Source organism: Burkholderia sp. SRS-25 (assembly GCF_004343765.1).
GTDB classification, from domain to species: domain Bacteria; phylum Pseudomonadota; class Gammaproteobacteria; order Burkholderiales; family Burkholderiaceae; genus Burkholderia; species Burkholderia contaminans.
This window is the reverse complement of record NZ_PTXM01000005.1, coordinates 1-20,807: the sequence shown is the minus strand read 5'-3', so window position 1 is coordinate 20,807 and position 20,807 is coordinate 1. Positions and strand designations below refer to the sequence as shown.

Below are 20,807 nucleotides of genomic sequence, written 5' to 3'. Positions count from 1 at the left end.
CGCCCCACCGCCGTCTTACCGGAATCCTGCATGCTTGCCAGCCAGCTTCGCGAACAACTCGTCGGCGCATGGCGCCTCGTGTCCTACGAAATCCGCCCGCGCGACGGCAGCGCGGTCACCTACCCGCTCGGCCGAGACGCGCGCGGCTGGATCCTGTACACGCCGGACGGCTACATGTCCGCCCAGTTGATGGCCGCCGGCCGACCGCCCTACGCGGACGGCGACCTGCAGGGCGGCACCGCCGACGAGCGCGCGGCCGCCGCCGGCGGTTACATCGCCTATTCCGGCCCCTTTCAAGTTGCCGACGACGGCACGCTGACCCACGAAATGGACGTCAGCCTGTTCCCGAACTGGATCGGCAACGTCCAGCAGCGCGCCTTCAGCCTCGACGGCGATCGCCTGCAGCTCGGCACCGCCGCCCCGGTAAGGATCGACGGCCGGGAAGTCGACGCGGTGCTGCTGTGGGTGCGCGCAGGCCGCTGACGCGCGTCACTTGCCGGCCTTCGCCGCCGCCCGCTGCGCCGCCTTCGCATTCATCTGACCGAACAGCTCCGAGCACGGCACGTCGCGGTTGTTGCTCGGCGCGATCAGCGGAATCAAGGCCGCGAACGGGTTGATCAGCCCGAGGCCGACCATCGCGCCGGCGCGCAGCGCAAGCGCGCCTGCATCGACGCCGACGTCCGGGTTCTTGAACGTGCCCTTCGCGTACAGCGGCGAGCGCAGCGAGAAGATCCGGAAACCCTTCGTGTGCGGATGGATCTTCAGGTTCAGCGTTTCGTCGCGCAGGCTGATCGGGCCGTCGACGTTGATCAGCGCGTCGTCCGTATCGAGCGCGAATACCTTCGGGTCGAGAATGCCGTTGGTCGCGACGAAGTCGATCGCCGCGCAGTTGATCTTCACGTCGTTGTTGCCGAACAGCTTCTCGTAGACGACGTTCGCGACGTTCAGCCCCGCCGCTTCCATCAGCAGGCGGCTGATGCGGCCATCCGTCACGAGCGCCTTCACCTCACCGGTCGACGTGGCGGCCAGCGCGGCCGGCGAGTTGCCGGTCGCCGACAGCGACGCATCGCCGTTGATCTCGCCGAGCGCCGACTGCATGACCTTCTGCGCCGGGAACAACTGCTTGAGCTTCAGGTGCCGCGCAGCCACCGTGAAGCGCCCCTTGAGCGGCGCGCCGCTGCCGTCGAGATGCGCGGTCGTGGCGAGCGTGCCGCCCGCGACGCCGAACTGCAGCGGCTCGAGCGACAGCACGCCATCCGTCATCACGATGTGCGTGTACAGGTTGGTGATCGGCAGGTCCGAACTCTTGACCAGCTTGCGCCCCGTGAACTTGACGTCCGCATCCAGCGCGCGCCAGCGGTCCGTGCGGAACGTCTCGACCGGCAGCACGCGGCCCGGCGGCTGTTTCGTCGTGTCGCCGCGCTTGGCCTTGCTCGCGGCCGTATCCGCGCCGATCACCGGAGCGAGATCGGAGAACTGCAGCAGGTTCGACACGAGCTCGCCCGACAGCTTCGGCCGCGGCTCGCGCTGCTCGTAGGTGAGCGTGCCGCCGAGATCGCTGCCGCCGACGCGGCCGTTGAAGTTCTCGTAACGGAAGGTGCTGGCCTTCCGCTTGAAGTTGCCGATCAGCCGGCCTTCGGTCGCGTAAGGCGGCGTGTCGGGCAGCGTGATGCCGGTCAGCTGGTAAAGGTGCGACATCGACGTGCCCTGAAGCCACAGTCGGAGGTCGATGGCCGCGAGATGCATCGGATCGGTCAGCGTGCCGACGATCGCAAGCCGCGTGTCGCCCGCCTTCACGTCGGCCTGCAACGGGAACGGCCGCGACGCGTCCTGGATCGCGAGCACGCCGCCCAGCTTGCCGGTGCCGCTGATCGGCACGTTCTTGTAGCGGCCGTCGACCTTCAGCCCGAACGCATAGGTCGGGCCGGACGGCTTCGCGGGCGCCGTGACGCTGCTTGCACCAGACGCGGCAGCAGCAGCCGATGCCGAAGCTGTGGACGAGGAAGACGAAGCCGGCGCCACGGCAGACCCGGCCGAAACACCCGCGGCCGACGCCGCACTTGCAGCCTGCGCGGCGGAAGCACTCGACGCGGCCTCTGCGTTGGCCTTCGCGCTCAACTGCGCGGCGCCATGCTTGCCGACACGCTGCGCGGATGCCGCGCGCGATGTCTGCTCCTGCTCCTTCAGCACGTCGCCGAGCGGAATCGGCTGCCCGAGCGTATCGATCGCGACGGTCAGGTCGGCCTTCGTGATCGCGTCGCGGTACGTGACGGTGCCCTTCGCGAAGCCGAAGCTGTCGAGCCGCACCTTCCACGGCGACGGCTGCGACGATTGCTTGAACTGGAAGGTCCACGTGTTGCGGCCGTCGGCAAGCCGCTCGAGGTCGACGGCCGGATTCACGACGTCGATCGACGGGATCACGATTTCATGCGCGAGCAGCGGCAGGATCGCAAGATCGAAGTGCGCGGCATCGAGCGTGACGAACTTGGGCATCTTCGCCCAGTCGGGGTTGCCGATCTCGAGCTGCGTAGCCGTGAAGCTCGGCCAAGGCACCCATGCGCGCCAGCCGGTTTCGCCGTCGGGACGGCGCCAGCCGACCTTCAGGTCGCCGTTGATCGCGAACGGGCGGCCGAGTGCGGCCGTGACCTGCTCGTTGACCCACGGCTTCGCGCGGTTCCAGTCGAAGATAAAGAGAAAGACGCCGGCCGCCGCGATGAGCACCGCGACGATACCGACGATCCATGCAGCCGATTTGCCGATGGCTCGGGCTAGCGTCATGGCGGTTCCGTTGTTGTTCTGAAATGTTGCCGCGCCATGCCGGGCCGCTTGCGTGGACGAACGGCGCACGACACCCGCGGCTTTTCAATCGGTATTATGACGCACGCCATGGTGACGTTTCGGCGCCATTAACGCTTTTTTTCATTTGTGACATGACAGCCCCCACCGGCCTCATCGATGCAGAGCGCATCACGCGGCGCGATGCCAGCAGCGGCAAGACCCTGCTCGCCCCGACCGATTTCAGCCTCGCAGCGGGATCGCGAATTGCTATCACCGGGCCGTCCGGGTCGGGCAAGAGCGTGCTGCTGCGCGCGCTCGCACTGCTCGATCCGCTCGACGGCGGCCACATCCTGTGGCGCGGCAAACGGATCCGGCGCAATGCGATCCCGCGTTACCGGCGCAGCATCGCCTACGTGCGCCAGCGCCCCGCACAGATGGACGGCACCGTCGAAGCGCAGTTGCGCTATCCGTATTCGCTCGCGATCTATCGCGACGTTGCGTTCGATCGCGCGCGCGCCGAAGCGCTCGCCGCTCAGGCCGGCCGCGGACCCGACTTTCTCGACAAGCGCGCGAGCGACCTGTCCGGCGGCGAAGCGCAGATCACCGCGCTGCTGCGCGTGCTGCAGCTCGATCCCGACGTGCTGCTGCTCGACGAGCCGACGTCCGCGCTCGACCCCGAATCGGCGCGCGCGATCGAGGCGCTGGTCGGCGCGTGGTTCGACGCGGCGCCCGACGCCCGCGCGTACATGTGGATCTCGCACGATCCGGCCCAGGCCGCGCGGATCGGCACGATGCGGCTCGTGATGCAGGCCGGCGTGATGCACGCGGCCAACCCGACGGAGGCCACGCAATGAGCCCCGCACTGCAGGACCTGAGTCTCGTCGACGTCGGCATCGCCGCCGCACTCGTCGCGGTCAACGGCGCGATCTCGATGGCCCTGTCGCTCGGCCTCGGCCGCAAGCTCGCGCTCGCGGCCGTGCGCACCGTCGTGCAATTGCTCGCGATCGGCTACGTGCTCGGCTGGGTGTTCGGTCATCCTCACTGGTACATCGTGCTGCCGCTCACCGCGCTGATGACGCTGATCGCCGGGTTCGCCGGCGCGGGGCGCGGCAAGCGCACGTATCGCGGCCAGCGCATCGACAGCATCGCGTCGATCTGGTTCAGCAGCTGGTTCGTCGCGGCGGTCGGCCTGTTCGTCGTGATCCGCATCCACCCCTGGTATGCGCCGCAATACGCGATTCCGATCCTCGGGATGATTCTCGGCAATACGCTCACGGGCGTGTCGCTCGGTGTCGAGCGGATGATGGAAGAACTCACGGCGCGCCGCGATCGCGTCGAAACCGCGCTGGCGCTCGGCGCGACGCGCTGGGAAGCCGCGCAGGACGCTGCACGCCAGGCCGTGCGCGCCGGCATGCTGCCGACGCTGAACCAGATGGCCGTCGTCGGCGTCGTGAGCCTGCCGGGGATGATGACGGGCCAGGTGCTGGCCGGCCAGTCGCCGCTGCAGGCCGTGCGCTACCAGATCGTGATCATGTTCCTGATCGCCGCGGCCTCCGCGCTCGGCACGGTCGGCGCGGTGCTGATGACCTATCGCCGGCTGTTCTCGGCCGATCACCGCTTTCTCGCCGCGCGGCTCGAAGAACGCGCGCACTGACACGCGGCGCTGTCGCGCGATACGTTCGCGCGCTCGCCACAGTCAGCGCCCGCTGCGGCGCTTGCCGAGCGCCTGCCGCAACGCCGCCGCGATGTCAGCGTCCGGCGCGAGCCCGTCGACCGACGCGACGAGCCTTACCGCACGCGGTGTCGTCACATACGCCTGCGCGCCGACATAGCCGCCGCTGCCGGCCGAGCGCGTCGTCACGACGAGTGCCTGCGGCGCACGTGCACCGAGGTCGGCCGTGAATGCATCGGTGACCGTACCGTCACGCACATGCAGCGTGCCCGTCACGTAATCGTCAGTGTCGAAGCCCGGGGCGGCATGCGCGGTCGAATACACGCGCACCGCGTAGCTGCCGGTCGAGCACGGCTCGAGCGCGCCGCTCGACACGACCGCCACCTGCTGCCGCGACGGCAGCTCGACTTTCTTCACGAAACCGCAATCGTCGGCCGCGTGCGCGCGAGCGGCGACGAACGCAAGGGCACACAACAGCGCGCGCATTGGGTATTTCATCGGGATGTCGTGACAGGAAGGTGATGATGCGGGCGAGCATAGCGTGACATTCGCATGACGTCACGCAGGTCGCTTTGCGACGCTGTCGCACGGCGAACGGCGAACGGCTGCCATGCCGTTGAAGCAGGTCGCGAGAAAGCATCGTGACGGCGACACGAAACGGTCACGTGTCGCCGCGTGGTACCGCAAGTCGAATCCGTTGCGCGCGCACCTGGTCCGACGCCGGCCCGCGCGCACCGCTCAACGCTTGATCGACACCGTCACCTTCGTGCCATCGCTCATCGTGACCGATTTCGACCCGCCGTTGGTCGGGATCGACACCCACTTCACCTGACTCACCGACACGACGTCCGGGCACTGCAGCGCCTTGCCCCCGGCCGTCACGTTGCGCGTGCCCTTCGGCGCGGCCGCCTGGAAGCTCAACTGCACGTTGGCGATCCCCTTCGCGTCGATCGACGGCGCGAGCCGCACCTGGGTCTGGCGCACCATCGCGCCGTTCTCGTCGCGCGGCAGGCTGTCGGCATTCGGGCAACCGTCCGGCATCGCGACCGCGCCGCTCGGCGGCACCGACTTCCAGTTGAAGTCGTCCGTCTCGCCCGAACGGATCTTGCGGGTCTCCTGCGTATTGCCGAAGGTCTTCGAGTCGACCTTGACGGTGTATTCGAGCTGTCCGGTCCCGCCGCCCTTCAGGCTGCCCTTGACCGGCGGCGCCGCGAATACGCTCGCGCTGACGCACGCCGCCACGAACACGACCGACCACGATGCGGCGACTGACAAGCTGCGTTGGCTCATGCTGACCTCCTTGGTATGCGGCGGCACGCGCGTGCCGCGCGGTTTTCGATGCATGATGCGCTGCCAGTCTACCGCCAAGCGGCATGCAATGCGCCGCAAACGCATCGGGTGTTACCCCGCTTGCGTTCGCGGCGCCGCAACCTTACGCGCGATGCCGGCTCAGAAGCCGCTCAGCACGAGCTTGCCGATCGAGCGCCCGGCCTCGAGCAACTGGTGCGCGCGTCGCACGTTCGCCGCGTTGATCGTGCCGAGCTGCTCGCCGACCGTGGTGCGCAGCGTACCGCCATCGACGAGCCGCGCGACTTCACCGAGGATGCGGTGCTGTTCGATCATGTCCGGCGTCTCGAACATGGCGCGCGTGAACATGAATTCCCAGTGGAACCCGGCACTCTTCGCCTTCAGCAATTCGACCGGCACCGGCTTGTCGTTCTCGACGATCGTGCAAATGCCGCCCTGCGGCCGGATTACCTCCGCAGCGGCAGGAAAGTGACGATCCGTATCGTTGAAAATCAGCACGTAGTCGACGTTCGGATGCCCGGCCTCGCGCAGCTGCGCAGGCAGGTCGCCGAAATGATCGACCACCGCGTCCGCGCCCAGCGAGCGCACCCACTCGGCCGACGCCGGCCGAGATGCAGTTGCGATCACGTGCAGCTTGCCGAGCGCCTTCGCGAGCTGGATTGCGATCGAACCCACGCCGCCCGCGCCGCCGATGATCAGCACAGACTTGCCGGCGTCCGCGCCCTGCGGCGATACACGCAGCCGGTCGAACAGCGCTTCCCATGCGGTCAGCGCGGTGAGCGGCAGTGCGGCGGATGCGGCGAAATCGAGCGTGCGCGGCTTCAGCGCGGCGATCCGCTCGTCGACCGTATGGAATTCGCTGTTCGCGCCCGGCCGCGTGATGCTGCCCGCGTAGAACACTTCGTCGCCGGGCCGGAACAGCGTGACGTCGGCGCCGACCGCGACCACCGTGCCCGCTGCGTCCCAGCCGAGCACGCGAGGCGTGTCCTCGACCTGCGGCTTCGGCGCGCGCACCTTGAAGTCCACCGGGTTCACGGAAATCGCCTCGACCTTCACGAGCAGATCGCGCGGGCCCGGTACGGGCTGCGGCAGCTCCACGTCGAGCAGGGCTTGCGGGTCGTCGATCGGCAGATAACGGGTCAGTCCAACGGCTTTCATCACGACACTCCTTCAGGAAATCCTGTGGGCCGCGGCGCAGCCCCATGAACGTCATCGTAGGCAACCCGATCCTTCGAGAAAAGCGCTATATTTCCTTAAACATTTTCAGGAATTTCAGAATAATGACGTCCGACCCGATTCCGGCCCCCGACAAGCCGCTCGACCTGCTCGACGTCGCGCTGTTCGTGCGCGCGGCGCTGCTCGCGAACGTCACCGCGGCCGGCCGTGAATTCGGCGTGTCGGCCGCGGTCGCGAGCGCGCGCATCGCGCAACTCGAACGCCAGCTCGGCGCGCGGCTGCTGCACCGCACCACGCGCCGCATCAGCCTCACGCAGGACGGCGAAGTCTTCATGGCGCACGCCGACACGCTGCTGGCGGCCGCCGATGCCGCGCGCGCATCGGTCGGCCACGGCCGCACCGAACCGTACGGGCGGCTGAAGGTGTCGATGTCGTCGTCGTTCGGCCGCCAGCATGTCGCGCCGGTGATTCCCGCGTTCCTGCGCCGCTATCCGTCCGTGTCGCTCGACCTGCGGCTGTCGGACGAGATCGTCGACCTCGTCGACGACGGCTACGACGTCGCGATCCGCCTCGGCGCGCTGAAGGATTCGACGCTCGTCGCGCGCAAGCTCGCCACGAACCGCCGCGTGCTGTGCTGCTCGCCCGCGTATCTCGCCGAACACGGCACGCCGCGCCATCCGGCCGACCTCGCGCAGCACGAGTGCGTGATCCTCGGCGACCAGCGCGACTGGTCGTTCGCCACGCCGCAAGGCCCGCTCACCGTGCGGGTAAGCGGCCGGCTCGTCGCGAGCAACGGCGAGGCGATCCGCGAAGCGCTCGTCGACGGCTTCGGGATCGCGATCAAGTCGACCTGGGACGTCGGCCCGCTGCTCGCGAGCGGCGCGCTCGTCACGGTGCTCGACGACTATCCGTTCGCGGAAGACATCGCGATCTGGGCCGTCTACCCGAGCCGCGCGCACGTGCCGCTGAAGACGCTCGCCTTCATCGCGTTCCTGGCCGGGCATTTCGGCGATCCGCCGTACTGGGATCGCGCGGACGGGCAATGACCGCAGCGCCGCACGCGGTTTCGATCCGCCCCTGACCGCCGCGTGCGGCCAACCGGCTACAATGGCGCGTTCGCCACGCAAGGGCCCGACGCCGGACGGGGCCCGCATCGGCAGGCGGCTGCCCATTGGCCCCCTACGCATTTCATTCGCTTCCCAACCATCCCGTCATGACCCACAACCTCGTCATCCAGAGTCTTGCGCCGCTGTCGGACGCCCATCACACACCGCTGCTCGCGCTGTCGCGCGGCACCCGCATCGTGCAGACCGACGATCATGCGCTGCGGATCGACAACGCGAAACCGGCGCAACGCCTCGACATCGATGCTTACTGCGGCACGCACGCGCTCGACTTCGCATTCGTCGAGGCCGGCCTCTCGCTCGGCAATTTCGGGCTCGCCGTGATGGACATGGATTCGACGCTGATCACGATCGAGTGCATCGACGAAATCGCCGATTTCTGCGGGCTGAAAACGCAGGTCGCCGAGATCACCGAAGCGTCGATGCGCGGCGAGATCCGGGACTTCAACGAAAGCCTCACGCGCCGTGTCGCCCTGCTGGCCGGGCTCGACGCGCATGCGCTCGAACGCGTGTACGAGGAACGGCTGCAACTGTCGCCGGGCGCCGAGAAGATGCTCGCCGGCGTGAAGGCCGCCGGCATGAAGACGCTGCTCGTGTCGGGCGGCTTCACGTTCTTCACCGAACGGCTGAAGGCCCGCCTCGGCCTCGACTACGCGCATGCGAACACGCTCGAGATCGTCGACGGCAAGCTGACCGGCAAGGTGCTCGGCGAGATCGTCAACGCCGACGTGAAGGCGCGCCTGCTGCGCGAGACGTGCGCGTCGCTCGGCCTCGAGCCGAGCCGTGCGATCGCGATGGGCGACGGGTCGAACGACCTGAAGATGATGGCCGAGGCCGGGCTGTCGGTCGCATACCACGCGAAGCCCGTCGTGCGCGATGCGGCGACGGTCGCGTTCGATCACGTCGGCCTCGACGGGCTGCTGCGGCTGTTCTGATCCCGCGGAATCCGAAATGAAAAACGCCGGCGCGATCCAACATCGCGCCGGCGTTTTGTTTTTCCGAAGGCCGCGATCGGCTGGCGATCAGCCCAGTGCGGCCTGCATCGCGCGCTCGATGTCCGCGCGCAGGTCGGCTTCGTCTTCCAGGCCGACATAGAAACGCACCAGCGTGCCGCGATGCGCCCAGTCCGGACGCATCGACGCGACGTCGTAAGGCATCGCGAGGCTGCACGCGCCGCCCCAGCTCCAGCCGATCGCGAACAGCTCGAGCGACTCGACGAAGCGGTCGACCTGCTCCGCGCTGTAGCGTTCGTCGAACACCACCGAGAACAACCCGCCCGCGCCGGTGAAGTCGCGCATGAACGACGCGTGCCCCGGGCAATCGGCGATCTGCGGGTGCAATACCGCCGCGATCTCCGGCCGCGCCTTCAGCCATTGCGCGAGCGCAAGCGCGCTCTTGCTGTGCGCGTCGAAACGCACCTGCATGCTCGGCAGGCTGCGCAGCACGAGCGAGCAATCGTCGACCGACACGCCGACGCCGCAGCGCATCCGCGCGAGCTTCAGCTTCGCGTGCAGTTCCGCATTCGCGGTGATCGTCGCGCCCATCAGCACGTCGCTGCCGCCCGACTGGTATTTGGTCAGCGCCTGCACCGAGATGTCGACGCCGTGTTCGAACGGCTTGAACGCAAGCCCGGCAGAAAAGGTGTTGTCGATCGCGGTAACGATGCCGCGCGCCTTCGCGGCCGCCGTGATCGCCTGCACGTCCGGCACTTCCATCGTCACCGAGCCGGGCGCCTCGATCCAGATCAGCCGCGTGTTCGGCTGGATCAGGTCGGCGATGCCGGCGCCGATCAGCGGATCGTAAAAGCGCGCGGTGATGCCGAAATCCTTCGCGAGCCAGTTGCCGAAATCGGCGTTCGGCCCGTACACGTTGTGCGGAATCAGCACGTCGTCGCCGGCTTTCACGATCCCGAAGTAGACATTCATGATCGCCGCGAGACCCGACGGCTGCAGCAGCGCATGCGAGCCGCCCTCGATCTCGGCGAGCCGCTGCGCGAGCGCGAGCGACGTCGGCGTGGCGTGTAGCCCGTAGCGCCATTGGTTGTCGTTGTGCCAGACGAGCGCACGCATCGTCGCGAGATCGGGAAACACGACCGTCGACGCGCGCGCGACCGGCGGCACGAACGAACGGAAGCCTTCCGGGATCACGTCGTCGGGTTGAACGATGCGGGTTTGCAGTGCGCGCTTGGGAGTGGATGCAGTCATGACTGGAAGCCGGGCACGAGGCCGTTCGGTTGCGGAATATGCAGCTAGATTAGCCAAAATCGGCGCAATTGGCCCGGTACAATGCGCGCCGCGCGCACCGAGCCAGCGCGGGTTCAGTCTTCGGTGCGCAGATTGACGACGCCGCCCACCGTCTCGATTTCCTGCACGCGGCCGTCGCGCACCTGCAGCGCCGCACGCTTGCCCGGCGCGAGACGCAGCACGACAGGCTGCGGATCCGACTCGTCCGAATTCATCCGGTCGGCTTTCAGGTCACCTGTCGCGTCGAAGCGGCCGATCCACACGCCCGTGATGTTCGTGCCGTCGTTCGATTCCTCGATTTCCAGTGTGTCGCCGTCGCGATCGCCCGCGAGCAGCACGACCTCGCCCGTATCGGCGAACTGGTATTCGCCGTGCACGCCTTCCTCGTCCGTCTTCGGGCCGAGATGCACGACGATCGGCCGGTCACCGAGCGTACCTTCGTAGCGCGGCAGGCGGGCGAACTCGGGATTCGGCTTCAGCGGCCGCGCCATTGCCGGTTCATCCTGCTGCGCGCCCGGCGCGACGGCCTGCGCCGCGACGACACCCGGCATCGCCATGCTCGCCGCCAGCGCGCCCGCGACGACGAGCGCCCGTTGCCATTGCGAATATCGACCCACCTTGTGTTGCTCCTTGCTTCAGATTCGCTCGAAAATCGCGGCGATGCCCTGCCCGCCGCCAATGCGCATAATCATGAGCGCCTTGCCGTGACCGGCGTGCGCATGCCGCGTCAGCCCTGCATCAGGCGCTCCACCGCATCGCGGTGCGGAATCGGCGCGACCGCGCCGTAGCCGGTCGTCGACAGCGCCGCCGCGGCGTTCGCATAACGCGCCGCCGCGAACGGATCGTCTCCCGCGACGATCCGCGCGACGAAAGCGCCGCCGAAGCAGTCGCCCGCGCCCGTCGCATCGACGGCTTCGACCGCGAAGCCCGGCACGACACGCCGCTCGTTCGGCGTCGCCACGTAAGCGCCTTCCTTGCCGAGCTTCAGCGCGACGACCTGCGGCCCGTGTTCGAGCATCGCATCGACGATCGCGTCGCGATCGTTCGCGCCCGTGAGTGCCGTCACGTCGTCCCAGCTGGGCAGGCAGATATCCGTCTGGCGCAGCGCTTCGCGCATCACCGCGCGGGCGCGCGGCAGCGGCCACAGCTTCAGGCGCAGGTTCGTGTCGAAGCTGACCTTCGCGCCGTTGCGGCGAGCGTGGTCCGTCGCCGCGAATGCGGCATCGCACGCAGCCGTGCTGATCGCGAGGCTGATGCCCGACAGGTGCACGGCCTTCGCTGCGGCCAGTGCATCGAGCGGCAGATCACCTGTCGCATAGCGGCTCGCAGCCGAGCCCGCACGCAGGTAGTCGAACTGGTGACCATCGGCGCCGTGCGTGACGAAGTACACGCCGGTCGGCGCCGTGCAGTCGACGCGCACATACGTCGTGTCGACGTGTTCCGCACGCCACATGTCGGCCAGCAGGCGACCGAATGGATCGTCGCCGATCGCCGACACGAAGCCCGTCGATGCGCCCTGGCGCGCCGCGGCGATGCAGAAGTTCGACGTGTCGCCGCCGAAGCCCTGCAGGAATTCAGGCCGGCCCGGCTGCGACTGGTTGAATTCGATCATCGCCTCGCCGAGCGCGAGGATCTCCGGAAATGCGGCGGCCATCGCTTAAACCTCGCCCCACAGATCGTGGCCGTCGGCGCCCGTGATCTTCACGGACACGAAATCGCCGACCTTGTAGCGCTTCGATGCCTTCGCCGCCGGCTCGACATAGACGACGCCGTCGATCTCCGGCGCATCGGCCGCCGTACGACCGATCCCGCCTTCGTCGCTGACTTCGTCGATCAGCACCTTGAGGGTCTTGCCGACCTTGCGCTGGATGCGGTTCGCCGACACTTCCTCGGCGACTTCCATGAAGCGCGCGCGGCGCTCCTCGCGGACATCATCCGGCAGCGCGCCGTCGAGTTCGTTTGCGGTCGCGCCTTCGACCGGCGAATACGCGAAGCAACCGACGCGATCGAGTTCCGCCTCGCGGATGAAGTCGAGCAGCGTTTCGAACTGCTCTTCCGTCTCGCCGGGGAAGCCCGCGATGAACGTGCTGCGGATCGTCAGGTCCGGGCAGATCTCGCGCCATTTCTGCACGCGCTCGAGCACCTTCTCGGCGTTCGCCGGACGCTTCATGCGCTTCAGTACTTCCGGGTGCGCGTGCTGGAACGGCACGTCGAGGTACGGCAGCACGTGGCCCTTGAACGGGCCTTCGGCCATCAGCGGAATCACTTCGTCGACGCTCGGATACGGATACACGTAATGCAGGCGCACCCACGCGCCGTACTGCGCGGCGAGTTCGCCGAGCGCGGCGACCAGGTCGGTCATGCGAGTCTTGATCGGCTTGCCGTTCCAGAAGCCCGTGCGGTACTTCACGTCGACGCCGTACGCGCTCGTGTCCTGCGAGATCACGAGCAGCTCCTTCACGCCCGACTTGAACAGGTTCTCGGCTTCCAGCATCACTTCCGCGACCGGGCGCGACACGAGGTCGCCGCGCATCGACGGGATGATGCAGAACGTGCAGCGGTGGTTGCAGCCTTCGGAAATCTTCAGGTACGCGTAGTGGCGCGGCGTGAGCTTGATGCCGGCCGCCGGCACGAGATCGGTGAACGGATCGTGCGGCTTCGGCAGGTGCGAATGCACGGCCTGCATCACTTCGCCCACCGCGTGCGGACCGGTGACGGCGAGCACCTTCGGGTGGACTTCCTCGATCAGGTTCGAGCCGCTGGCGCTCGACTTGGCGCCGAGACAGCCGGTGACGATCACCTTGCCGTTCTCGGTCAGCGCTTCGCCGATCGCGTCGAGGCTTTCCTGCACGGCTTCGTCGATGAAGCCGCAGGTGTTCACGACGACGAGGTCGGCACCGTCGTACGTGCCGGAGATTTCATAGCCTTCGGCGCGCAGTTGCGTGATGATCTGTTCGGAGTCGACGAGCGCCTTCGGGCACCCGAGGGATACGAACCCTACTTTGGGGGATTGGGACATCTGGAATGTGGGGGCGTGGCAGCAAAAGCGTGAGTTTACAGCCATTTAGGGGTGGCGAGGCAAAACAGGCGATCGGCGGCGGCATCGACCGTCGAATCGGATGCACGGCGCGCCAGCGGGGGCGCCGTCATGCGACGGCTGCCCGATGCGCCCCTTTCACTTTGAAACGGTGCATTGCCACGCGACCCGCTCACGCGATGTCCGAAACCAACGCATTTGAAGCGCTGACGGCGCCGCGCTTCCTTTGATCCCGGTGAGACTCTCGATCGAGCGGAAGGCAAAGCGCACCTGCTTTCACGATCTTTCATGGCCGGGTCCTGCCGACGAGTGCGCCGGTACTGTCCCAAACATTCGAACTCGTCTCATTTCACGATAATGGGGCGCAAAGTAGCATTGCGCATGAGTCTCCCTGCCCCCGCCTGCATTGCGGCGCGGGGTCGAATCTGGCTCATCAGCGCGCCACGAGGCCGCGTTGTCCTCGATGTCGCCGTCGAGCCGCCTGAGCATATCGATTGCCGTCACGCTCCACAGGGGCATGGGCGGCAAGCCCCGATTCTCCGCCGCTGCATCAGCTTCGAACGGTATCCTGCCGACGTTGTTTGCCGGCAAACCCAAGGACGATGCGCCACTGAAGAAGTCCAAGCCCGACAATCGCTTTCAGGTGATCTGCACGCTCAACGGGGATCGCGCCGTCCGTCGCTACGCGTCGACGGTCAAGCAACGTACGGCCGTCGACGAACGCATCACGGCTGCGATGCCTCCCGGAACGCGCCGTCGGTCAACATGCATCGGAGAATATGAAAAACTTCGCATTCGCCGCGCTCGACGCATCGCAGTCAACCGACCGCCGAGCCGGCGCCCGATCTTCCGCGTTCATCCTGCCTATACAAAAGGACGCTACATGTCAGTACGACGTTTGATATGCACGTGGCTCTCGCTGTGCCCGTTGATCGCCGGCACGGTGATGGCCCAACCCGTCGAGGTACCGGGCTTTACCCACGTGCGCTCCCTGGGCGGTATCGACGAATACCGTCTGGATGCCAACGGCCTTACCGTGCTTGCCGTGCCCGATCCCGCTGCGACGGTGGTCAGTTTCCAGGTGCTGTACCGGGTGGGTTCACGCAACGAAGCCGCAGGCACGACCGGCGACACTCACCTGCTCGAGCACCTGATGTTCAAGGGCAGCCGGCACTACAACAAGGCGCTCGGCAACTCCCTGAACAGCTACATGGAGCGAGTGGGCGCGAACTTCAACGCAACCACCTCGATGGACCGCACCAACTACTTCGGCACGCTCGGGCGCGATGCGCTGGAAGGCTACATCGCGATCGAGGCCGACCGCATGCGCAACCTCCTGCTGCGCCCGGAAGACCTGGCCAGCGAGATGACGGTGGTTCGCAACGAGTACGAGCGAGGCGAGAACAGTCCTTTCACCGCCTTGTTCCAGCAGGTCATGGCCACGGCTTACCAGGCGCATCCCTACCACCACCCCACCATCGGCTGGCGTAGCGACATCGAGCATGCGAACGTGGACAAGCTGCGCCGTTTCTACGACACCTTCTACTGGCCGGACAACGCCACCGTCATCCTGGTCGGCGATTTCCAGCCGGACCAGGCGTTGGGGTGGGTCAGGCAGTATTACGGCGGCATCCCGCGCGCGCCCAAGGCCATTCCCGCTGTCACGACCGAAGAGCCGCCGCAGCAGGGGCCGCGAAGGCTGGTGCTCAAACGCGCGGGCGCAACGGGCAATCTGATCATCGCCTTCAAGGGGCCGCGCGCGCTCGACCCCGATGCGGCTGCGTTGACCGTACTGGGCCTGGTATTGAGCCAAGGCAAGAGCAGCCGGCTGTATCGCGCACTGGTCGACACCACGGTTGCCACGCAAGCCGGCGCCGGCTTTCACGCGCTGCGCGATCCCGGTCCGTTCGTCGTGACGGTCAGCCTGCCGCCCGACGCGAAACACGAGCAGGCCGAGAAAATCGCCTGGACCGAACTGGAGCGGATCAAGACCGAGGGCGTCACTCGCGAGGATATCCAGCGGGTGCTGGGCCCTTACCGGGCCGATCAGGTCTACCAGCGCGACGGCGTCCGCTCGACGTCCGCCCGATTGGGCAACGCGGTCTCGCAGGGCGACTGGACACTGTTCGTCACCGAGCTTGAAGCACTGGAAAAGGTGACGCCCGCCGATGTGCAGCGCGTAGCCCGCAAGTACCTCGTTGAAAACCAGAGCACCACCGGCTGGTTCGTCCCGGAGAAATCTTCATGAAACATGTTCGTTTCAACCATCTGCGAACGTGGTTCGTGTGGTTCGCCGTGCTATGCCTGCCTGTTGCGGCTCAGGCAGGCATCGCCGACCGCGTCGTACGCTCCCAGGCCGGCAGCATCACGCTGTTGACCTATTCGATGTCGCCGCAGGAAATGGTGTCCGTGACCGGGGTGATGCCCCTGGGCGATGCCGACACGGCCAGCAAGGCGGCCAATCCCGCCGTGCCGTTGCTGACGGGCATGTTGCTGCAGGAGGGCAGCACCCGTCGCGACAAGGTGGCGATCTCCGCGCTGCTGGAGAGCCTGGGCGCTCAGTTGTCGTTCCAGACCGACGGCGGCTATGTCGGCATACACGGCCAAAGCCTGACCAAGGATTTGCCGACGCTGATCGACCTGATGGCCGAGCAGTTGCGCCTGCCGGCCTTCAAGCCGGAGGAGCTGGCCAAGGCCAAGAGCCGGCTGGAGGCCGCGGTCCGTAACGCCGGAGAAAACCCGTCGGTTCGGGCTACCGAGGCGCTGAATCGGTCCATTTACCCCGATGCCCACCTCAACGCACCGGTGCCGCGCGAACGGATGCTCGAAGCGATCGCCGCTGCCACGCTGGACGACATCAAGGCCTTTCATCAAGCCTATTACGGGCCCGCCCACATGACGCTGGTCGTGGTCGGCGGCGCGGACCCTCGCCGCCTGCAGTCCATGGTGACCGACGCCTTCGCGGGCTGGAGCGGAGGCCGGGCACTCGTGCGACAAAGCCCGCCACGCAAGGCAAGCCGGCCCGACACGCAGCGCATCGCCATGGGGGACAAGGAATCCGTCAGCGTGATGCTGGGTCAGGCCATCGACCTGCGCGCCAACGATGCCGACTATCTGCCCCTCAGCGCGGCTGTCAACATCCTGGGCAACGGCTTCACCGGCCGCCTGATGGCAGGGGTCCGCGACAAGGAAGGCCTGACCTATGGCATCCGCGCCGGCCTGTCCGGGCTCTCCCTGATGGACGGCGGATTCGTCATCACCAGCAGCTTCGCCCCGCCCCTGCTGAACAAGGGCGTCGCCAGCACACGCCGGATTCTGGATGCCTGGTGGAAACAGGGCGTTACCCAGACGGAACTGGATGCACGCAAGGACGGCATGATCGGCCGCCATCGAGTCGCGATGGAAACCACCGGGCAGATGGCCGCCATGATCGCCCAGACGGTGCTCCAGGACCGCCCGCTGAGTGACCTGGACACCTATCCCGAGCGCGTCCGCGCGTTGACCGTCGAGCAGGTCAACACCGCCATCCGCACGTACCTGGACCCCGACAAGATGACATTGGTGGAAGCAGGCACGTTTGCGGAGAAATAACCGCCGCCTCGCTTCGCTCCGTACCCCGCCCGGCTTCGGGCGGGCCGCTGCCATCGCACGATTGTGCGTGCGCCTGCGCTTCGCAGAACGCCACCGGATGCACCTTCCCGTCGACGGTCGCAATCACCGACCGGTTTTGACAATCCGCGCCGGTCGCCCAGTCCTCGCTCTGGCTGCAGATCCGTGCACGATGCTGCACATGGACCGTGCCGAAACACGCATAGGAAACGTGCGTGCCGCTCGCATCGGTTTGATGCGGGATGAGAGGCTGTCGGCTTACCGTCAACGCCATGTGAGACACGATGCGTGGCCACTTCCCGAACGACGAGGCGGCGATCAAGCTGCTCTGGTTGGCGCTGCGCAACGTGCTGGCCAAGACCGTACGGTCCGCCTTCGACTGGAAATCGGTGAAGTGACGGGGATCCACCTGCACGCGTCGCTTCCCGACAATTCCGCCGGAACCGCCCCGTCGCTATGCGAAAATCGCAGCGTCGACTCTCTTCCCTCTCTTCCATTACCCAACGGGGCTCGCATGACCACCCACATCACGATCGAATTCACCGAACACGCGGCGGAAGCCATCGGCGAGCAAACCAGCACCAGCTTTTCGTATGACCAAGGCGCGCACGTACCGCAACCGGGCGACTTCGTCGAGCTCGAGAATTCGCGCCAGACATTTCTCGTGATCGGCCGCGTGTTTTCGCTCAAGGCAAACTACTGCGCGGTCAAGCTCGTGCTCGATCTGCCGCCGCACGACGACGAGCAAGGATTCCCGGCATAAAACAAGCCGGGCCGGTAACGTCGGCCATTGCGCACGCCCGGCCCGCCTCGTATTGAACCGCCAACCACGAACACGTACGTATAAAAGCCCGCCGAAGCGGGCCCATACAACAGACAAATCCAATCCGGCGCTCACGGAAACTTCGCAGCCGTCAGGCACCGCTCGAACCACAAAGCATCGTCTCCATCGCCGATCGGCCACATTTCCGCATCGAGTTGCGGCAACCCGGCTACCGGCGCTGACGCGTGGTTATCGCCACCGGACACCTCCGCACGCATCCACGCCGATTGCGCGCCACCGGTGTCGCACGCACTCCCATGCGCCTGCGCTTCGCAGAACGCCACAGGTCGCCCCTTCCCGCCGTCGGCTGCACTCACGGAGCGATACTGATAAACCGCACCGGTCGCCCAGTCCTCGCTCTGGCTGCAGACCCTTGCGCGATGCTGCACATGGACCGCGCCGAAACATGCGTAGGAAACGTGCGCGCCAGTCGCATCGTCGGGAATGAAGTCGCAGTTCGCATCGAAACCGGTGAGCGGGCCACCCGTGTATTTCACGAGCCACCGGCGCTCGGCCTGCGCACGCGCGATCAACCCTTTGTTCGATTGATCGGCCAGTACGGCGGTGCGCCGATCGATTGCCTTGCGCACTTCGTCGACGGCGAGCGCACGGCCTTCGTAATCGGCGTCGAGACGGTTGTTGCGCGCGTCGATCCAGCGGCGCTGGCTGCGCACCAGCATGTCGCGGATAGCCGTGTCCGGCGCGGCCTTCAGCGCGCCCGTGTACACCGAATTCATCCGCGTATCGGCTGCCCGCAGCACGGGGCTCGCACAGATGCGCTTCTCGATCGGCTGCGCGGCTTTCGCGCAATCCATCGCAAAGCCAGGTGTCGTCAAGCCAATGCCCATCATGAACATCGAAGCAAAACCAGCCAGCCGGCCGGCCGATGCCACTCGAATCCCACGCATGCTTTCTCTCAGTCGGTTTTTTCTTGGTCGCACTGCGTCGAGGCAGCATCGCCGATCACGGCCTGTCGTGCCCGGGCGCCGGTATCGCGTTTCGCCGAAGGCAGCTCCACGCCACACCACGCAGCGCCGCTCATGGTAAGCGTGCCTGCACGAACGCGCACCATCAGGCGCGGCGCGCCCCGGTGTTCCTTCGCAGGTGACTGGATCTCGATCGACTGGACAACGATCATGCACGCCCGAACCCGGCACGCGCATTCGGTGCCGACGATCACGAACGACCGTCGGCGAGGGGGTCCGGCAGGCGGCCGCCGCACATCGTCGCGCCGGAACGCACGATCGGCCGGCCCGCACCGCGTTGCTTCGCGGCACCGACGTCGACGGGTTGCCCGCCGGTCGGCCTGCCGCGAAACCGTTACTTCTTTTCCGGCTCCGACGCGCCCGGCTGCTTGAACGGGAACGTGCTGAACATCGACTTCGCCTGGTTCTGCATCTGCTCCTGCATCTGCACGAACATGTTCTTCGACTGCTCGATGTAGCTGGTCATCATCCCTTGCATCATCGGCGCCTGCATGTTCATGAACTGCGACCAGACTTCCGGATTCATCGCATTGCCTTCGTACAGGTTCTTCGACTGATCCGCGAGCTTGTTCTGGATGTCGATGAACGCCTGGATGTTCTTTTCCAGGTACGTGCCCATCATGCCCTGCATCGCATGCCCGTAGAAACGGATGATCTGCGACAGCATCGACGACGAGAACATCGGCACGCCGCCGCTTTCCTCTTCGAGGATGATCTGCAGGAGGATGCTGCGCGTCAGGTCTTCGTTGGATTTCGCATCGACGACCTTGAAGTCCTCCTGCTCCAGCACGAGTTGCTTCACGTCGGTCAGCGTAATGTACGTGCTTGTCTCGGTATCGTAGAGCCGACGGTTCGGATACTTCTTGATGAGCCGTTCGGCCGTCTTCTTTGTAGTAGTCATGTAACGCCTTTGAGTGCAGCGTAGCGGAAGTGACGAATCCCCGCCGCCCGAATCCGGGAGGCGGGGGCCTTCGGAAAACGCCCGGCTGCGCGGCCACCCGGCCCGCGCAGCGCGGACGCTCAGCCCATGTGCAGGCCGCCGTTCAGCGAGAAGTCTGCGCCCGTCGCGAAACCGGAATCGTTCGACGCGAGCCACGCGACGATCGAACCGATTTCCTCCGGCCCGCCGAGACGCCGCACCGGGATCGTCGCGACGATCTTCTCGAGCACGTCCGGGCGAATCGCCTTCACCATGTCGGTGCCGATGTAGCCCGGCGACACGGTGTTGACCGTCACGCCCTTCGTCGCGACTTCCTGGGCGAGCGACATCGTGAAGCCGTGGATACCGGCCTTCGCGGTCGAGTAGTTGGTCTGGCCGAATTGCCCCTTCTGGCCGTTCACCGACGAAATGTTGATGATCCGGCCCCAGCCGCGTTCGACCATCCCGTCGATCACCTGCTTCGTCACGTTGAACAGGCTCGTCAGGTTGGTGTCGATCACGGCGGTCCAGTCTTCGTGCGTCATCTTGCGGAACACGACGTCGCGCGTGATGCCCGCGTTGTTGACCAGCACGTCGATCTCTCCGACTTCGGCCTTGACCTTGTCGAACGCTTCCTTGGTCGAGTCCCAGTCGCCGACGTTGCCTTCCGACGCGATGAAATCGTACCCGAGCGCCTTCTGCTCCTCGAGCCATTTCACACGGCGCGGCGAGTTCGGGCCGCAACCCGCGACCACCTTGAAGCCGTCTTTCGACAGGCGCTGGCAGATGCTGGTGCCGATGCCGCCCATCCCGCCCGTTACGTACGCAATTCGCTGAGACATAAATCTCACTCCATTTTTTGGTTTCGAGAGCTGCCGGAGGCCCCCTCTGACTTCACGTGACGCCGGCCGAAGCTGCAATCGGCCGGCACACGGATTCGGTTCGCTGGTCGCGAATGGCCGGTTACGGACGGCCGGTTACGGACGCTCGACCGCGAGCGCGACACCCATCCCGCCGCCGATGCACAGCGACGCCAGCCCGCGCTTCGCATCGCGCTTGGCCATCTCGTGCAGCAGCGTCACCAGGATCCGGCAGCCCGACGCGCCGATCGGGTGACCGATCGCGATCGCCC

The 20,807-nt window shown here is 66.4% G+C and carries 20 protein-coding genes and 1 pseudogene; 8 read left to right on the top strand and 13 right to left on the bottom strand.

Features of this window, described 5'->3' with window-relative positions:
* The first annotated feature begins 30 nt into the window (after positions 1-30).
* On the top strand, positions 31-483 hold the full coding sequence (locus C5O79_RS06660) for a lipocalin-like domain-containing protein (RefSeq protein ID WP_046545823.1): 453 nt from the start codon (positions 31-33) through the stop codon (positions 481-483).
* A gap of 6 nt (positions 484-489) precedes the next feature.
* Here C5O79_RS06660 and C5O79_RS06655 read toward each other — a convergent pair whose 3' ends face one another.
* Entirely contained in the window at positions 490-2,778 is a 2,289-nt protein-coding gene (locus C5O79_RS06655) for an AsmA family protein (protein WP_122473984.1), read from the bottom strand.
* 152 nt (positions 2,779-2,930) lie between these two features.
* On the opposite strand from C5O79_RS06655, the gene C5O79_RS06650 reads away from it, so the two are divergent.
* Complete coding sequence (locus tag C5O79_RS06650) at positions 2,931-3,632, top strand: ATP-binding cassette domain-containing protein (RefSeq protein ID WP_046545825.1); 702 nt, start codon at positions 2,931-2,933, stop codon at positions 3,630-3,632.
* Positions 3,629-4,432, top strand: a complete 804-nt coding sequence (gene fetB / locus C5O79_RS06645; protein ID WP_039357836.1) for an iron export ABC transporter permease subunit FetB — start codon at positions 3,629-3,631, stop codon at positions 4,430-4,432. The genes C5O79_RS06650 and fetB overlap by 4 nt, the downstream gene beginning before the upstream one ends.
* A 42-nt stretch (positions 4,433-4,474) precedes the next feature.
* Here fetB and C5O79_RS06640 read toward each other — a convergent pair whose 3' ends face one another.
* From C5O79_RS06640 to C5O79_RS06630, 3 genes are all read right to left on the bottom strand, one after another.
* Positions 4,475-4,948: a PliI family lysozyme inhibitor of I-type lysozyme gene (locus C5O79_RS06640; protein WP_122473985.1), complete on the bottom strand. Its 474-nt coding sequence runs from the start codon at positions 4,946-4,948 to the stop codon at positions 4,475-4,477.
* A gap of 240 nt (positions 4,949-5,188) precedes the next feature.
* Positions 5,189-5,740 carry a DUF6013 family protein gene (locus C5O79_RS06635; protein ID WP_046546357.1) on the bottom strand — a complete coding sequence of 184 codons (552 nt, stop codon included), beginning with the start codon at positions 5,738-5,740 and terminating at the stop codon, positions 5,189-5,191.
* A 159-nt stretch (positions 5,741-5,899) separates the two neighbouring features.
* Positions 5,900-6,916: a zinc-binding alcohol dehydrogenase family protein gene (locus tag C5O79_RS06630; RefSeq protein ID WP_122473986.1), complete on the bottom strand. Its 1,017-nt coding sequence runs from the start codon at positions 6,914-6,916 to the stop codon at positions 5,900-5,902.
* Between the two features lie 122 nt (positions 6,917-7,038).
* Between C5O79_RS06630 and C5O79_RS06625 the strand changes: the two genes are divergently transcribed.
* A complete protein-coding gene (locus C5O79_RS06625) occupies positions 7,039-7,980 on the top strand; it encodes a LysR family transcriptional regulator (protein WP_046545828.1) in 942 nt (313 codons plus the stop codon).
* Between the two features lie 167 nt (positions 7,981-8,147).
* Positions 8,148-8,993 (top strand): phosphoserine phosphatase SerB, encoded by an 846-nt coding sequence (gene serB, locus C5O79_RS06620; protein ID WP_131931293.1) that lies wholly within the window; start codon positions 8,148-8,150, stop codon positions 8,991-8,993.
* Positions 8,994-9,080: 87 nt separating this feature from the next.
* On the opposite strand, the gene C5O79_RS06615 is transcribed toward serB, so the two are convergent.
* From C5O79_RS06615 to rimO, 4 genes are all read right to left on the bottom strand, one after another.
* Positions 9,081-10,262 carry a cystathionine beta-lyase gene (locus tag C5O79_RS06615; RefSeq protein WP_039357826.1) on the bottom strand — a complete coding sequence of 394 codons (1,182 nt, stop codon included), beginning with the start codon at positions 10,260-10,262 and terminating at the stop codon, positions 9,081-9,083.
* 113 nt (positions 10,263-10,375) lie between these two features.
* On the bottom strand, positions 10,376-10,918 hold the full coding sequence (locus tag C5O79_RS06610; RefSeq protein ID WP_046545830.1) for a hypothetical protein: 543 nt from the start codon (positions 10,916-10,918) through the stop codon (positions 10,376-10,378).
* Positions 10,919-11,028: 110 nt separating this feature from the next.
* The gene (locus C5O79_RS06605) at positions 11,029-11,955 is read right to left on the bottom strand and encodes a sugar kinase (protein ID WP_122473989.1); all 927 of its coding nucleotides are present in this window, start codon (positions 11,953-11,955) and stop codon (positions 11,029-11,031) included.
* A gap of 3 nt (positions 11,956-11,958) precedes the next feature.
* Positions 11,959-13,320 (bottom strand): 30S ribosomal protein S12 methylthiotransferase RimO, encoded by a 1,362-nt coding sequence (gene rimO, locus C5O79_RS06600; RefSeq protein ID WP_047850802.1) that lies wholly within the window; start codon positions 13,318-13,320, stop codon positions 11,959-11,961.
* A 481-nt stretch (positions 13,321-13,801) separates the two neighbouring features.
* Here rimO and C5O79_RS06595 point away from each other — a divergent pair, with 481 nt between their 5' ends.
* The 3 genes from C5O79_RS06595 to C5O79_RS06580 all read left to right on the top strand — a co-directional run bounded on the left by C5O79_RS06595 (position 13,802) and on the right by C5O79_RS06580 (position 17,710).
* A complete protein-coding gene (locus C5O79_RS06595; protein WP_236862322.1) occupies positions 13,802-15,586 on the top strand; it encodes a pitrilysin family protein in 1,785 nt (594 codons plus the stop codon).
* A complete protein-coding gene (locus C5O79_RS06590; protein ID WP_122473990.1) occupies positions 15,583-16,929 on the top strand; it encodes a pitrilysin family protein in 1,347 nt (448 codons plus the stop codon). Before C5O79_RS06595 ends, C5O79_RS06590 begins: the two co-directional genes overlap by 4 nt.
* 532 nt (positions 16,930-17,461) lie before the next feature.
* Positions 17,462-17,710, top strand: a complete 249-nt coding sequence (locus tag C5O79_RS06580; protein ID WP_039357809.1) for a hypothetical protein — start codon at positions 17,462-17,464, stop codon at positions 17,708-17,710.
* Between the two features lie 131 nt (positions 17,711-17,841).
* On the opposite strand, the gene C5O79_RS06575 is transcribed toward C5O79_RS06580, so the two are convergent.
* From C5O79_RS06575 to C5O79_RS06555, 5 genes and pseudogenes are all read right to left on the bottom strand, one after another.
* Positions 17,842-18,678 carry a lysozyme inhibitor LprI family protein gene (locus C5O79_RS06575; protein WP_122473991.1) on the bottom strand — a complete coding sequence of 279 codons (837 nt, stop codon included), beginning with the start codon at positions 18,676-18,678 and terminating at the stop codon, positions 17,842-17,844.
* A gap of 8 nt (positions 18,679-18,686) precedes the next feature.
* Positions 18,687-18,950, bottom strand: coding sequence for a hypothetical protein (locus C5O79_RS06570; protein ID WP_124472379.1), 264 nt, complete (start codon positions 18,948-18,950; stop codon positions 18,687-18,689).
* Positions 18,951-19,090: 140 nt separating this feature from the next.
* Positions 19,091-19,657, bottom strand: a complete 567-nt coding sequence (gene phaR, locus C5O79_RS06565) for a polyhydroxyalkanoate synthesis repressor PhaR (RefSeq protein ID WP_006485265.1) — start codon at positions 19,655-19,657, stop codon at positions 19,091-19,093.
* Positions 19,658-19,776: 119 nt separating this feature from the next.
* Positions 19,777-20,517 carry a 3-ketoacyl-ACP reductase gene (locus tag C5O79_RS06560; RefSeq protein WP_027784565.1) on the bottom strand — a complete coding sequence of 247 codons (741 nt, stop codon included), beginning with the start codon at positions 20,515-20,517 and terminating at the stop codon, positions 19,777-19,779.
* 135 nt (positions 20,518-20,652) lie between these two features.
* Positions 20,653-20,807, bottom strand: a pseudogene (locus tag C5O79_RS06555) (acetyl-CoA C-acetyltransferase); the annotation flags it as partial.

Excerpts from the sequence above, each read along its gene's own strand:
- C5O79_RS06660 (WP_046545823.1), top strand. The coding sequence starts at position 31 with ATGCTTGCCAGCCAGCTTCGCGAACAACTCGTCGGCGCATGGCGCCTC.
- C5O79_RS06655 (WP_122473984.1), bottom strand. The coding sequence starts at position 2,778 with ATGACGCTAGCCCGAGCCATCGGCAAATCGGCTGCATGGATCGTCGGT.
- C5O79_RS06650 (WP_046545825.1), top strand. The coding sequence starts at position 2,931 with ATGACAGCCCCCACCGGCCTCATCGATGCAGAGCGCATCACGCGGCGC.
- fetB (WP_039357836.1), top strand. The coding sequence starts at position 3,629 with ATGAGCCCCGCACTGCAGGACCTGAGTCTCGTCGACGTCGGCATCGCC.
- C5O79_RS06640 (WP_122473985.1), bottom strand. The coding sequence starts at position 4,948 with ATGAAATACCCAATGCGCGCGCTGTTGTGTGCCCTTGCGTTCGTCGCC.
- C5O79_RS06635 (WP_046546357.1), bottom strand. The coding sequence starts at position 5,740 with ATGAGCCAACGCAGCTTGTCAGTCGCCGCATCGTGGTCGGTCGTGTTC.
- C5O79_RS06630 (WP_122473986.1), bottom strand. The coding sequence starts at position 6,916 with ATGAAAGCCGTTGGACTGACCCGTTATCTGCCGATCGACGACCCGCAA.
- C5O79_RS06625 (WP_046545828.1), top strand. The coding sequence starts at position 7,039 with ATGACGTCCGACCCGATTCCGGCCCCCGACAAGCCGCTCGACCTGCTC.
- serB (WP_131931293.1), top strand. The coding sequence starts at position 8,148 with ATGACCCACAACCTCGTCATCCAGAGTCTTGCGCCGCTGTCGGACGCC.
- C5O79_RS06615 (WP_039357826.1), bottom strand. The coding sequence starts at position 10,262 with ATGACTGCATCCACTCCCAAGCGCGCACTGCAAACCCGCATCGTTCAA.
- C5O79_RS06605 (WP_122473989.1), bottom strand. The coding sequence starts at position 11,955 with ATGGCCGCCGCATTTCCGGAGATCCTCGCGCTCGGCGAGGCGATGATC.
- rimO (WP_047850802.1), bottom strand. The coding sequence starts at position 13,320 with ATGTCCCAATCCCCCAAAGTAGGGTTCGTATCCCTCGGGTGCCCGAAG.
- C5O79_RS06595 (WP_236862322.1), top strand. The coding sequence starts at position 13,802 with ATGTCGCCGTCGAGCCGCCTGAGCATATCGATTGCCGTCACGCTCCAC.
- C5O79_RS06590 (WP_122473990.1), top strand. The coding sequence starts at position 15,583 with ATGAAACATGTTCGTTTCAACCATCTGCGAACGTGGTTCGTGTGGTTC.
- C5O79_RS06580 (WP_039357809.1), top strand. The coding sequence starts at position 17,462 with ATGACCACCCACATCACGATCGAATTCACCGAACACGCGGCGGAAGCC.
- C5O79_RS06575 (WP_122473991.1), bottom strand. The coding sequence starts at position 18,678 with ATGCGTGGGATTCGAGTGGCATCGGCCGGCCGGCTGGCTGGTTTTGCT.
- phaR (WP_006485265.1), bottom strand. The coding sequence starts at position 19,657 with ATGACTACTACAAAGAAGACGGCCGAACGGCTCATCAAGAAGTATCCG.
- C5O79_RS06560 (WP_027784565.1), bottom strand. The coding sequence starts at position 20,517 with ATGTCTCAGCGAATTGCGTACGTAACGGGCGGGATGGGCGGCATCGGC.